Source organism: Lysinibacillus odysseyi 34hs-1 = NBRC 100172, from assembly GCF_001591965.1.
Taxonomy (GTDB): Bacteria; Bacillota; Bacilli; order Bacillales_A; family Planococcaceae; genus Lysinibacillus_B; species Lysinibacillus_B odysseyi.
On sequence record NZ_BCVX01000019.1, the window covers coordinates 22,555 to 35,977 of the forward strand.

General features: G+C 40.3%; 10 protein-coding genes and 1 other annotated feature. Of the genes, 2 read left to right on the forward strand and 8 right to left on the reverse strand.

Translation table 11 applies throughout. The annotated features are described in order from the left end of the window. Nucleotides 1-230: 230 nt before the first annotated feature. The 3 genes from BOD01S_RS21675 to BOD01S_RS21685 form a co-directional block, all read right to left on the reverse strand. A complete protein-coding gene (locus BOD01S_RS21675; RefSeq protein WP_036150716.1) occupies nt 231-860 on the reverse strand; it encodes a CoA transferase subunit B in 630 nt (209 codons plus the stop codon). Beyond that, a complete protein-coding gene (locus BOD01S_RS21680) occupies nt 860-1,558 on the reverse strand; it encodes a CoA transferase subunit A (protein ID WP_036150717.1) in 699 nt (232 codons plus the stop codon). The genes BOD01S_RS21675 and BOD01S_RS21680 overlap by 1 nt, the downstream gene beginning before the upstream one ends. 100 nt (nt 1,559-1,658) lie before the next feature. Continuing rightward, nucleotides 1,659-2,531, reverse strand: a complete 873-nt coding sequence (locus BOD01S_RS21685; protein ID WP_036150719.1) for a LysR family transcriptional regulator — start codon at nt 2,529-2,531, stop codon at nt 1,659-1,661. A 276-nt stretch (nt 2,532-2,807) separates the two neighbouring features. Between BOD01S_RS21685 and BOD01S_RS21690 the strand changes: the two genes are divergently transcribed. Continuing rightward, nucleotides 2,808-4,121 (forward strand): short-chain fatty acid transporter, encoded by a 1,314-nt coding sequence (locus BOD01S_RS21690; protein ID WP_036150722.1) that lies wholly within the window; start codon nt 2,808-2,810, stop codon nt 4,119-4,121. A 295-nt stretch (nt 4,122-4,416) separates the two neighbouring features. Here the strand turns inward: BOD01S_RS21690 and BOD01S_RS21695 are convergent, their stop codons facing one another. Both BOD01S_RS21695 and serS read right to left on the reverse strand, forming a co-directional pair. After that, entirely contained in the window at nt 4,417-4,848 is a 432-nt protein-coding gene (locus BOD01S_RS21695) for a GNAT family N-acetyltransferase (protein WP_036150724.1), read from the reverse strand. Between the two features lie 102 nt (nt 4,849-4,950). Continuing rightward, nucleotides 4,951-6,231: a serine--tRNA ligase gene (gene serS / locus BOD01S_RS21700; RefSeq protein WP_036150725.1), complete on the reverse strand. Its 1,281-nt coding sequence runs from the start codon at nt 6,229-6,231 to the stop codon at nt 4,951-4,953. 82 nt (nt 6,232-6,313) lie between these two features. Continuing rightward, nucleotides 6,314-6,529, reverse strand: a binding site (T-box leader). 112 nt (nt 6,530-6,641) lie between these two features. On the opposite strand from serS, the gene pdxR reads away from it, so the two are divergent. Beyond that, nucleotides 6,642-8,045: a MocR-like pyridoxine biosynthesis transcription factor PdxR gene (gene pdxR, locus BOD01S_RS21705; protein ID WP_036150727.1), complete on the forward strand. Its 1,404-nt coding sequence runs from the start codon at nt 6,642-6,644 to the stop codon at nt 8,043-8,045. Here pdxR and asnB read toward each other — a convergent pair. From asnB to guaB, 3 genes are all read right to left on the reverse strand, one after another. Continuing rightward, a complete protein-coding gene (gene asnB, locus BOD01S_RS21710; RefSeq protein ID WP_036150729.1) occupies nt 8,024-9,853 on the reverse strand; it encodes an asparagine synthase (glutamine-hydrolyzing) in 1,830 nt (609 codons plus the stop codon). The two genes, pdxR and asnB, sit on opposite strands and share 22 nt — an antisense overlap. Nucleotides 9,854-9,946: 93 nt before the next feature. Then, nucleotides 9,947-11,239, reverse strand: coding sequence for a D-alanyl-D-alanine carboxypeptidase family protein (locus BOD01S_RS21715; protein WP_233153196.1), 1,293 nt, complete (start codon nt 11,237-11,239; stop codon nt 9,947-9,949). 169 nt (nt 11,240-11,408) lie between these two features. Beyond that, complete coding sequence (gene guaB, locus BOD01S_RS21720; protein WP_036150737.1) at nt 11,409-12,875, reverse strand: IMP dehydrogenase; 1,467 nt, start codon at nt 12,873-12,875, stop codon at nt 11,409-11,411. Nucleotides 12,876-13,423 lie beyond the last annotated feature (548 nt).

Sequence of the window (13,423 nt, forward strand, 5' to 3'; positions counted from 1 at the left end):
TCATGTCCGGCGTAAAGGGAGGAAATCATCAAACCTCTTTATAAAAAGATGAGACAAGTGAAAAAACAAAATGCCTTTATTATTCTTGAACATAAAAAAATCTCTATTGTATAAAAATATACGATAGAGATTTTCATCTTCATTACTTTATTTCTACTAACTCCTTTAAAGAGTTAGCAGGAGGCCATTGTGTTTTTTATACGGGAACAAAAGCATAGCAACTAACGGATTTATAATTTTACCGAAAAGCTTGCTTCCGTTTTCTCCTGTACTTCTTCTAAGGAGACGCCTTCCTGCAGCTCCACTAAGTGCATTTCGCCGTCTGCAAAATCAAATACAGCCAGATCTGTTATTAAGCGGTTCACAACACCTTGCCCGGTTAATGGCAGACTACATGCTTTCTTTACTTTGGACTCTCCATATTTATTTGTATGTTCCATAATAACTACAACTTTTTTTGTGCCCACTACAAGATCCATAGCACCGCCCATGCCTTTTACCATCTTGCCGGGAATCATCCAGTTAGCTAAATCACCTGTTTGTGATACTTCCATACCGCCAAGAATCGCCACATCAATATGGCCCCCCCGAATCATCGCAAAGCTTTCTGCACTATCAAAAAAGGAAGCCCCTTTCCTTACAGTAACTGTTTCCTTGCCCGCATTGATTAAATCTGCATCTACCTGTTCTTCTGTTGGGTAAGGACCAATGCCGAGCAGTCCATTTTCTGATTGCAGAAATACATTATAATCTTCTGGAATACTGTTGGCGATTAAAGTTGGCATGCCAATACCTAAATTGACATACATTCCATCCTTTATTTCCTTCACAGCACGACTAATAATTTTTTCCCTTGTCATTATGCTTCCTCCCTCACGACACGGCGCTCAATGCGGTTCTCGTAATCTGTGCCTACTAAAATACGCTGTATGTACACGCCTGGTAAGTGAATGTGATCAGGGTCCAGCTCGCCTATTTCCACTAACTCCTCTACTTCAACAATCGTTACTTTTGCAGCCATGGCAGCAAGCGGGTTAAAATTACGGGCAGTTTTTCTGAATACTAAATTACCGCTTTTATCTGCCTTCCATGCTTTCACTAATGCAAAATCACCTGTAATCGCTTTTTCTAATATATATGCTTTGCCGTCAAATTCCTTTATTTCCTTGCCTTCAGCAATCTGTGTACCTACTCCGGTAGCCGTATAAAATCCTGGAATGCCTGCCCCGCCGGCACGGAGCTTTTCTGCTAAAGTGCCTTGTGGTGTCAGCTCTACCTCCAGCTCACCTGATAAAAACTGTTGCTCAAATGTTTTATTTTCCCCTACGTATGAAGCAATCATTTTTTTTATCTGTCTATTTGCTAAAAGCAGGCCTAAGCCGTAATCATCTACTCCACAGTTATTGCTGACAACCGTTAAATCCTTAACATTCTTTTTCTGTAGGGCTGCTATCAGCTTTTCAGGAATACCGCAAAGTCCGAAACCACCTGCAATAATCGTGGCACCGTCAAAGACATCCTCTACAGCTTTATCAAAATCTGAATACACTTTGTTCATTTTTACTCCACCCCTTTGTATTCAGTTTATAAAATAATCTATTTATTAGTGAAATATATAAATAGCATAATAGTTATTCTTATAGTGAATAATTAATGTGTTATAGGCGTTCTGTAAATGCTAGAAATTCTTTTACGGCAAATGGAAGATAGGAATCTTTTTTCGTGATGATACCTAAATTCCAACGCAGTGTTTCTGTTAAATTAACTATTTTCACTTGTTGATTTACCTGCTTTTTATAAATCGACTTTGGCAATAAAGTAATTCCTAATTGGGAGGATACCAATTCTATAATTAAATCCCATTGCGAGCTTTTATAAATAATATTCGGAATAAACCCCGTATCCTTACATGCCTGAATAACGAGATCGTGCAGCGTAAATTCATCGGAAAACAAAATAAATTTTTCATCTTTTAGCTGAGATATAGAAATTTCACTTTCGCCAGCCAATGGGTGATTTTCATGAATAAACAATACAAATTCGTCCTCAATAAAGGGCTTCATTTGAAATAGCGTCTCATTAGTCGGTAATACAACAAACCCTAAATTTACATGCCCATTATCAACCAGTTCCCAAATTCTTTTTGCCCCTAATTCTGTTAGCTCCAGCTGTACATTCGGATATTTTTCATGAAACCTTCTTGCCAGTTCGGGGAAGAAAAGTGTACCGATTAAAGGGGGGATACCGATTTTAATACTGCCTGAATGAATTTGCTTTAAATCATTTAATAACAAAGGGATTTCCTCTAAGGCAAGCAGAGCCTTTTTGCTCTGTTCATAGACGATTCTGCCTGCATCCGTTAAACGTACATAACGTGTTGAACGCTCTAATAATTCAACTTGAAGGAACTCCTCTAAGCGCTTAATATTTTTGCTCAATGAAGGTTGGGACACAAAAAGCTGCTGAGATGCTTTTGTAAAGCTTCCATGCTGTGCCACTGCTATAAAGCTTTTTAAGTCTCTTAATTCCATTTCTCTTCGGTCCTTTTTTATTCAAATTTGGTATATTAAATGGACGTTTATTCCTATAATTCATAAGTTTTCATTTATTTATTATACCTATTTTCCTGATAAAAATCTCACTAAATACTGATAGATCAATGTTTTGAAGACAGTACTATTTACTCTACTGAAGGGTAAAATCCCTCAGAATCTACATCCCTTTTCTCGAAATACCGTTTTTTTTGTCTTTTAATCTCCTTTTTTTTGATTTACATTATGTTTAGCAACATGCAAAGGGGGATTATGATGAAAAGAATTACTAAATTTATGAATGCATTGATGGAAAAGTATTTACCAGACCCATATATTTTTGTAGCTATTTTAACTTTTGTTGTTTTGGTATTAGGAGTGATCTTTACTGACTCCACTCCGCTTGATATGACAATTCACTGGGGTAATGGCTTCTGGGGACTATTGTCATTTACAATGCAAATGGTTGTTGTGCTTGCAGCCGGACATGTATTAGCAAACAGTCCGCTATTTAAGAGAATACTGGCTTCTATTGCCAAAAGAATTAAAAGCCCATCTATGGCCATTATTATCGTAACATTTGTTTCACTCATTGCCTGCTGGATTAACTGGGGATTCGGATTAGTGATCGGGGCTTTGTTTGCAAAAGAGATTGCACGCCAGGTGCGTAAGGTAGACTACCGTCTGCTTATTGCCAGTGCCTACTCTGGTTTTGTTATTTGGCATGGAGGATTAGCGGGCTCTGTACCGCTTTCAATTGCAACTGAAGGACATCCATTCCAGAATATAATGGGCGTTATTCCTACAACAGATACAATCTTTACACCTTATAACTTATTTATTGTTATCGTTATTGTTTTGACATTGCCATTCTTCAACCGATTCTTAATGCCTAAAGAAGAGGATATTATAGAGGTCGATCCTGTACTGATTAAAGATGAGGATATAGAACTTCCCGCACCTGAAAGAAACTTCGCCTCACTGTCAGAGCGCAGCTATCTTATTACAGGATTTATCGGCCTTCTCGGTGTAACTTATTTAGTTTACCATTTTGCTACTAAAGGATTTATTCTCGATTTAAATATTGTTAATACGATCTTTGTCATTTTAGGAATCATTCTTCATGGTACACCGCAGCGCTTTTTGGCAGCTGTCCAAGATGCTATTAAAACAACTGGCGGAATTGTTTTCCAATTCCCGTTTTATGCAGCTATTATGGGCATGATGACAGACTCAGGATTAGCAAGCGTTATTTCCAGCTGGTTTGTTTCCATTTCTAATGAAACAACATTCTACTTATTCACATTCTATGCAGGGGGTCTAGTAAACTTCTTTGTTCCATCTGGTGGGGGACAATGGTCTGTACAGGCGCCGATTATGCTGGAAGCTGCTAGTACCCTTAATGCCGACTATGCTAAAACTGCGATGGCGATTGCATGGGGCGATGCATGGACAAACATGATTCAGCCCTTCTGGGCACTGCCTGCACTTGCGATTGCGGGGTTAAAAGCAAAAGATATTATGGGCTTCTGTGTGCTCGTATTAATTTTTACAGGTATTATTATCAGTATCGGATTTTTACTTTTCTAAAGCTGGTATTCCAAAAGGTATTCAGCGTGAATGGGTTAATAGCCATAAAAACGACTACATACCTTATGAAAAATTTTATCTAATTCTTTTTATACGGATATAACAAGCAAAATAAGCGTTACTTATACACTCCCACCTTAAAGCTGAAGGGGATTTCTGGCCATAGGTGGGAGATAGGTGCTTATAAAAATTCGAATGGGCAAAGATAGCAGAGTCTATCTTTTAACTCATTCAGCAAATGGATTTCTCGCATGACATATTATAGCCAGATAGTATAATACTCTCTCCCACTTCCTTAAAGCTCCTTTTCAAAAATAATTTTATGTCTTCCTTTCTTATCTATAAATGTATCGATAATATCGAATCCATGCTTTAAATTCAAAATCAGCATTGCTTTTTTAGCGTTCCGTCCATATGTACGCACTTTGGGATAACCGCGTTTTTTACATTCCTCATGCTGCGCTGCCATCAATTTAGAGGCAATCCCCTGCATTTGATAGGAAGGATGTACACCGCCAAGCCAGCTGTAAAATACACCAGCCTCCATTTCATAGCCAAGCTTAAAGCCAGTAACTGTTCCTCCTTCGATCGCCACAAAAGCAAGAAACCCATTTTTATTGTGGAGCTTTTCTTCCTTTAATGAGTCTCCTTCGAATACATACCGATGAACGACTTGAATTCCTTCTATTATCTCCTTTGGCAATTGTTCAAACTGACGTATCTCCATACTCTTCCTCCTCTAAAAAAAGGCTCCTACACTTTGTAGGAACCCTTTTAGTAATATTATATTTATCGGTCTTTATTCTGTTGAAAATAAAACTTTTCAGCCTTATTTTGGTGCAATAACTGACACACCGCCCATATACGGTACAAGCACTTCAGGAATCTTTACAGATCCGTCAGCCTGCTGGTAGTTCTCTAAAATAGCAGCTACTGTACGGCCGATTGCCAAACCAGATCCGTTTAATGTGTGGACAAATTCAGGTTTTGCCCCCTGTTCGCGGCGGAAACGAATATTGGCACGACGCGCTTGGAAATCCTCAAAGTTAGAACATGAAGAAATCTCACGATACATATCCTGCGTTGGGAACCAAACTTCCAAATCATATTTCTTCGCTGCCGTAAAGCCAAGGTCTGATGTATTCATTAGCAGCTTGCGGTATGGCAAGTTTAATAATTGAAGCACTTTTTCAGCATGCCCTGTTAACAGCTCTAATTGTTCGTAAGATTCTTCGGGTTTTACAAAACGTACTAATTCCACTTTATTGAATTGGTGCTGGCGAATCAATCCGCGTGTATCACGTCCGGCTGACCCAGCTTCTGAACGGAAGCATGTGCTGTATGCTGCAAAGCCCTTCGGCAGCATATCACCATCCAAGATTTCTTCGCGGTAGAAGTTTGTTACCGGTACTTCGGCCGTTGGGGCCATGAAATAATCAAGGTCTTCTAATTTAAAGACATCCTCTTCAAATTTTGGCAATTGACCAGTTCCTGTTAAAGAGTCACGGTTAATGATTACAGGCGGCAGCATTTCCTCATAACCATGTTCGTCAGAATGGAGATCCATCATGAAGCTCATTAATGCACGCTCTAAACGTGCTCCAAGTCCACGATAGAATAAGAAACGGCTTCCTGTCACTTTCCCCGCACGCTCAAAATCAACGACACCGGTTTCTGTCGCTACATCCCAGTGCGGTTTTGGCTCAAAGTCGAAAGCAGGCTTCTCTCCCCATGTATACACTTCCACATTGTCGTCTTCTGTTTCACCGACCGGGACAGATTCATGAGGGATGTTTGGCAGACGCATCATCATATAATCGAATTTTTCTTCGATTTCACGTAGCTCTGCATCCAATGCTTTAATTTCATCCCCTAATTCACGTGTACGTGTGATAGCTTCAGTAGCATCTTCTTTATTGCGTTTCATTACAGCAATCTGTTCAGAAGCTTTATTTCGTTCTGCCTTTAATACTTCTGTTTTTGCGATTAATGCACGGCGCTTTTTATCCAGCTCTTCGAATTCATCGATGTTTCCTAAATCTTCGTTACGCGTAAGAAGAATCTTTTTTACTTCTTCATAATTGTCTCGAACACGTTTAATATCTAACATATTTCCTACCTCCAATGTGTATTGATGATGGGGTTGCTTTTACGCATTAACTTACTAAAACACAAAAAAGCCCTCATCCCCTAAAAGGGACGAGAGCTACCCGCGTTGCCACCCTAATTGAACAGGCTGCCTTGCCTGCTCCACTTATCGAATAACGGCTTTTCAACCGGCCCAAGCCTACTAAAACATTCAGCCAGGCAACTCAAGGACGGATTCACAAGTGTCTTTACCAGCTTCCACCACCCGCTGGCTCTCTAAAAAAAACGCGCTTGTTACTATTTCCCATCATCGTATTACCAATTTTAAAATTTAACCCTAATTTACTATAGCTGCTCGTATTTTGCAAGTTCTAGTTCCAATCAATTTGTTATACTGTTGGTAAGAAAGAAGCAAATGAAGGAGGCCCATAAATGGAACAGTTGTTTTTCACACTCAATAAAGATGATGAAAAGCCCCTTTATGAACAGCTTTATCTCAATATAAAACAGGCTATCATACGGCGGGACATTGTAACAGGTACAAAGCTGCCATCAAAACGCCAGCTTGGTGACTTTTTGAATATCAGCCAAACTACTGTGGAGCTTGCTTACGGTCAGCTGCTTGCAGAAGGCTATATTATCTCTAAGCCGCGTGTGGGCTATTTTGTAGAGGCAATTGATGAATTGCCATACGTGGAGAAGGAAATGGCTTCTGCAGAACCGTTGATTGATGAACCAGCCTCTTACCGATTCGATTTTTCCCCTGGACAGATTGATGAAGATGGATTTCCATTCCGTATGTGGCGTAAATATGCCAAAGACATGTATGATGAGTCATCCAAACACCTGCTGCAGCCCGGCCATCCACAGGGAGAGTATGCTCTACGGGTTGAAATCGCACGTTATTTGTATGAATCCAGAGGAATTCAGTGTATTCCCGAGCAAATTGTCATTGGCTCGGGGACAGAGCAGCTCCTGCCGATGATTTTACGTCTATTCGATAAAACAGCAAAGATTGCTCTTGAAAATCCAGGCTACTCTGCTATTCCACATGCCCATATCCAAAGCCGTGCTCTTCCGATACCAGTTGATGAAGATGGACTGATTGTAGAGGAGCTTGAAAAAAGTGCTGCAAGCCTTGTATACATCACCCCTTCCCATCAATTTCCGACCGGGGCTGTACTATCTGCCACCCGTCGGACACAATTATTAAAATGGGCCGCCAAGGGGCAACGCTACATCATAGAAGATGATTATGATAGTGAATTCCGCTATATTGGAAAGCCTATTCCTGCTCTTCAAGGACTGGATAAAAGAGATAATGTCATCTATATGAGCACTTTTTCCAAATCCATAATGCCGTCCTTACGTGTTGCTTATTTTGTATTGCCGCTTACGTTACTGCCTAAGTACCGGGAAATCTTTAATTACTATTCAGCGACGGTGCCGCGCTTCGATCAGTATATACTAGCGAACTTTATGAGGGACGGCCACTTTTCAAAGCATTTGAACCGCATGCGGAAAATATACCGAAAAAAGCATGATAAATTAATTTCTGTGCTTTCAAAGCATTATCCTGCTGTAAAAGTAAGTGGAGACAGTGCAGGAATGCATGTATTATTATCTATTCCGTCCATGAAGACAAATAGAGAGCTTTTATCTTCTGCTCAGCAGGCAAACCTTCATATCCAGCCAATTACACGCTATATCCTTACACCTATTACGTATGAACATCCTACCTTTATTCTTGGATTCGGCGGTATTCCAATAGAGGAGATAGAAGAAGCCATCCATGCCCTGATGGCAGCATTTCATCATACTAATTCTACATTGTAATTTTTAAACCAATGATGCAGCTGTACAAAGTATGCCAGCAATTGAGGACCTGCCATGAGCTGCCCAAACCAAGGCTTTTGGAATGAAGCGCCTCCTGTTGCAAGTAGTTGCTGCAGCTGCTCATGGTCAAACAGCTCATATAAGATGCTGGAGGAATCAGCCAAACATTCTGCTAGTAATGTTTGAACTGCTTTTGTATATGCAGGGTGATATGTTTTAGGATAAGGATTTTTCTTTCTCCAGACGATTTCCTCAGGAAGCAGTCCCTCTGCTGCCTTTCGCAAGATGCCCTTTTCATGTCCGCCAGCAGTTTTCATGTCCCAAGGGATATTCCATACATACTCAACTAGCTCATGATCTGCGAATGGCACCCGTACCTCAAGGCTGGCACCCATACTCATCCGGTCCTTACGTTCAAGCAGTGTCTGCATGAAAAACATATTATTTAAATAGAATAGTTCTCCTCTTTCTTTACCTTCCTTGCTTTTATCATATAAGTCCGGCACTTCTGCAATCGCTGCATCATACGTTTCCTGCAAAAAGCCCCCCAGGTTCAGTTTGTCACGCCATCCGTTGTTCAATAATGCATCACGCTCTTTAATAGAACGGATCCAAGGGAAGTAATTCGTATTCGCAAAGAACCATGGATAGCCGCCAAATAGCTCATCTGCACATTCCCCTGATAAAGCGACGGTAAAGTCCTTTTTCATCTCCCTGCAGAATAGAAGAAGCGAGCTATCAATATCGGCCATGCTTGGGTAATCCTTCAGCTGCATTGCCTCTAGCAAAGCTTCCACCATAGCTTCCTGAGTCAAAATGATTTCATGGTGCTCTGTCTGGAAGCGGTCACGCATCAGCTGGATCCAATAGGCATCCTGGGATACTTGAAAATCATTTTTTTGGAAAAACTTATCACTCTCTTCAAAATCTACGGAATAAGTATGCAGCACTTTTCCATTTGACCTGTACTGCTCTGCAGCTACTGCCGTAATGAAGCTCGAATCGAGCCCCCCTGATAAAAACGTACATAAAGGCACATCACTGACAAGCTGCCGTTCAATTGCCGTCTGTAAGAGCGTGCGAACCTGTTCGACCGTTTCCTGTTCTTCATGTGGGTGGGAATGATAAGAGACATCCCAATAACGGACAAGCTTCTTTTCATTAGGTGTTATTTTTAAGTAATGGGCTGGCTTAAGCTCTATTATATTTTTAAAGACGGTAGTACCCGGAATACGGGAAGGGCCGATGCTCAATAATCCTTTAAGTCCCTGCAGATCAACTTGAGGTTTTATCGTTGGATGCTTAAGAAGCGTTTTTATTTCTGAAGCAAATAATATCTCATTCTCCCGTTCTGTATAAAATAGAGGCTTTACCCCCATCCGATCCCGGCAGATAAATAGCGATTCTTCCTCTTCACACCATACAGCAAATGCAAAAATGCCGTTTAAATGCGTAGGACACGCCTCCTGCCATTCGATATAGGCAGCCAGCAGCACTTCTGTATCAGAAGTCGTCTCAAACGTATAGCCGCGGTTCTCGAGCGTTTTACGCAGTGCTGCTGTATTATACAGCTCACCATTGTAAACAAGCGTATACGTACGGTCGCCGATTGTTCGCTGCATCGGCTGCCGCCCGCCCTCTAAATCAATGACAGCTAGCCGCTGATGGCCTAATAATGCTTTCCCAAATGCCTTCACATTCATTTCGTCTGGTCCTCTATGGGCAAGTGTTTCCGTCATTTTCCTCATTACGTCTATATACCCGACCAGGCTCTGCTGCCAATTAACCCATCCTGCTATTCCACACATAGTCACACTCCTTCCCCATTAGCTTATGTTTTTGGCAAATAAAAAACACACAATCCTATTTGGAAATTGTGTGTTTCTTATTTTCATATATTACTAAAATAGCCCGCCTACAAAGCCAGTAACACTGCCCCATAGACCGCCAAAGAAGCTACCGATACCTTGGAAGAATAATGATATGCCGCTAGCACGCTCAACATTTTCTGTTGTGACGACATCCACTGCAAGATCACTGCCATCTATAAAACCGTAATCAGAGCCTTCTTTACGCTCTACTACTAGTTTTCCGACAACAGTTCCTTTTTTCACTTCTCCTTCAAGCTTCTTTTTATCCAATACAAGCTTTGTTGTATAGGCGTCTTGATCACTTGATTTTACCATAAACGATAAATCTTCTTTTGTAGCAATACCAACTTCGTCTTCTTTTCCTTTTGTTACGGGGATTGTTTTATGACCCTTGACTGCATAATTCGCAGGCACCATCTCTTGTTTTGTGAATTGACCGAAGCCATAATCAAATAATTTGGCTGCTGCATCAAAACGTGCTTTATAGGATCCAACGCCTTTTGAGTCTACAGCCTTCATAACAACAGCGATTAAACGTGTACCATTGCGTTCTGCCGTTCCTGTGAAGCAGTGGCCCGCAAAGTCAGTTGTCCCCGTCTTCAGCCCGTCTACACCTGCATATTCATATACAAGGCCAGGCAGCATAAAGTTCCAGTTGGACATCTCAATTTCATCTTCTGTTCCTTCGCGGAATGTTTTCTTCGCAATTTGAGATGTTTCTAATACTTCTGGATGGTCCTTTAATAAATGATAGGCAAGCTTCGCCATTGATTTAGCTGGCATAACATTCTCATCTTCAGCGCCTGTACCGGCAGGATGCATACCATACAGGTTTGCATTGTTCAAACCTGTAGCGTTAACAAATTTATAGCCTTCCAGTCCCAGCTCTTCTGCCTTAGCGTTCATTAGCTTTAAGAACTCTGCCTCTGTACCGGCGATCGTTTCAGCAATAGCAATTGTCGCTGCATTTGCACTGTAGATTGCCATCGCCTCATATAATTCGCGTATTGTATATGTCCCATCAGCGCGAAGAGGGACATTACTTAATGATCGGTCTTGAGATACTTTATATGTATACTCCGTTACACGATATTCCTGATCCCAGGATACTGTTCCTTTTTTTATAGCATCTAATAACAAGTACTCCGTCATCATCTTTGTCATACTAGCGATGCCTAGTGAAGTATCTGCATTTTGCTCATATAATATTTTTCCTGAATCTGCATCAATTAAAATGGCTGCATCTACTGTTAACCCTAAATCTGTTTCCGCACTCGCTTTTGGCATTTGTATAAACATGCTAAGCAATAAAAGCGGGATCATTAACAAACTAACAATCTTGCTTTTTTTCTTTTTCACAAAGCTACCTCCAAATTCTTTTGTTGTCCTCGCCATTTTATCATAAACATTGTTGAGTGGGTTGTTTTCCTAATAAAAAACACTCCTTCGACCTCAAATTTTGACGCCAAAGGAGTGGAAAAGTTCCATTTTATTAAGAAATAGAATAGTTTGGTGCTTCTTTTGTAATTTGAACATCATGTGGATGTGATTCACGTAAGCCTGCCCCAGTCATGCGCACAAATTGAGATTTTTCACGTAAAAACTCTAAGTCCGGCGAACCGCAATAACCCATACCTGCTCTAATACCACCAACTAATTGATGAATTGTATCTGCTAAAGGCCCTTTATAAGGAAGACGGCCTTCAATCCCTTCAGGAACTAATTTTTTCGCATCTTCTTGGAAATAACGGTCTTTTGATCCTTTCTCCATCGCACCAAGTGAGCCCATGCCTCTATATACTTTAAAGCGGCGGCCTTGGAAGATTTCTGTTTCTCCTGGAGATTCAGAAGTACCTGCTAAAAGAGAACCAAGCATAACAACATGTCCACCTGCTGCTAATGCTTTCACAATATCACCTGAATACTTAATCCCACCGTCAGCAATAATTGATTTACCGTACTCACGAGCAACTGTTGCTGCATCATAAACTGCCGTAATTTGAGGAACACCTACACCTGCCACAACACGTGTTGTACAGATAGAACCAGGCCCGATACCAACTTTTACTACGTCTGCCCCAGCTTCATATAAAGCACGTGTACCTTCCGCTGTTGCAACATTCCCTGCAATGATTTCAAGCTCTGGATAAGCAGTGCGGATTTCTTTAATTGTGTCTAACACACCTTGAGAGTGTCCATGAGCTGTGTCGATTACGATGATATCGACTTGAGCTTCAACCAATTTTTCAATACGTACCATTGTGTCTTTCGAAACACCTACTGCAGCTCCTACTACTAGACGGCCATGCTTATCTTTAGCTGCATTTGGAAATTCAATAACCTTTTCAATATCCTTGATTGTAATTAAACCTGTTAGCTTTCCATCTTCATCTACAATCGGCAATTTCTCAATTTTATGCTTCTGAAGAATTTTTTCGGCTTCCTCTAATGTTGTACCGACTGGAACAGTAATCAAGTCTTCTTTTGTCATTACTGTATCAATTTTTAAAGAGTAATCATCGATAAAACGAAGGTCACGGTTTGTAATAATACCAACTAATTTTTGATCGTCCATATTGTTTACGATTGGAACACCTGAAATGCGGTATTTACCCATTAAATGTTCTGCATCGAATACTTGATGCTCTGGTGTTAAGAAAAACGGATTTGTAATAACACCATTTTCCGAACGCTTAACTTTTTCTACTTCTTCTGCTTGCTTCTCAATGCTCATGTTTTTATGGATGATCCCAATACCGCCTTGGCGAGCCATTGCAATGGCCATCTTTGATTCAGTAACTGTATCCATTCCAGCACTTATCAATGGAATATTTAATTTAATTTTAGGCGTTAATTGAACAGATAAGTCTACATCTTTCGGTAGTACTTCTGAATGCGCCGGTACTAATAATACATCATCAAATGTTAAGCCCTCTTTAGCAAATTTCGTTTCCCACATTTCGAAAATTCCTCCTACGTAAAAGAATATTATTGTAAGGTTAACAACGCTATCAGCCTACTGTCAAGAAACTTCAAAAAGAAAAACAATTCCGACTATTACAGCTGGATATTTCTATCGTTTTTCTCTTGAACGAACAGGCATGAAGGTGTCCGCCTGCCGGCAAAAAACATTTGCTGAACACCAGTTAAATTACCGATAAATAAGGAACTTTACCAATGAGTAAAGCTCTCCTTTATATTGTTAGCTATTCTACACCCCTTTAATCAAAATAACTACTATGCTCCCTTATCCAAAAGGAAATAGGGATAAAATCATCATGAAAACGTTCTCAATTCTATATAGTGTAAAAAATAATATAAGAAAAATACGGCTTATATAGTAGATTCTCTAATCATTTACACACCCTACATAGGCTTACTGAGTCTTTGATTATCCATTTTCTTTCGATAGGTTCATAGATGTGTTTATCCATTTGTGGTTACCAACTCACTTTCGTTTGAAAAAACTTACTCTATTACGATTAGGTGCTACTTGTGAAGCGATGG

Bases quoted from the DNA above. Each gene is read 5' to 3' on its own strand.
- pdxR (WP_036150727.1), top strand. From the start codon at position 6,642: ATGGAACAGTTGTTTTTCACACTCAATAAAGATGATGAAAAGCCCCTT.
- BOD01S_RS21715 (WP_233153196.1), bottom strand. From the start codon at position 11,239: ATGATCCCGCTTTTATTGCTTAGCATGTTTATACAAATGCCAAAAGCG.
- guaB (WP_036150737.1), bottom strand. From the start codon at position 12,875: ATGTGGGAAACGAAATTTGCTAAAGAGGGCTTAACATTTGATGATGTA.
- serS (WP_036150725.1), bottom strand. From the start codon at position 6,231: ATGTTAGATATTAAACGTGTTCGAGACAATTATGAAGAAGTAAAAAAG.
- BOD01S_RS21695 (WP_036150724.1), bottom strand. From the start codon at position 4,848: ATGGAGATACGTCAGTTTGAACAATTGCCAAAGGAGATAATAGAAGGA.
- asnB (WP_036150729.1), bottom strand. From the start codon at position 9,853: ATGTGTGGAATAGCAGGATGGGTTAATTGGCAGCAGAGCCTGGTCGGG.
- BOD01S_RS21690 (WP_036150722.1), top strand. From the start codon at position 2,808: ATGAAAAGAATTACTAAATTTATGAATGCATTGATGGAAAAGTATTTA.
- BOD01S_RS21685 (WP_036150719.1), bottom strand. From the start codon at position 2,531: ATGGAATTAAGAGACTTAAAAAGCTTTATAGCAGTGGCACAGCATGGA.
- BOD01S_RS21675 (WP_036150716.1), bottom strand. From the start codon at position 860: ATGACAAGGGAAAAAATTATTAGTCGTGCTGTGAAGGAAATAAAGGAT.
- BOD01S_RS21680 (WP_036150717.1), bottom strand. From the start codon at position 1,558: ATGAACAAAGTGTATTCAGATTTTGATAAAGCTGTAGAGGATGTCTTT.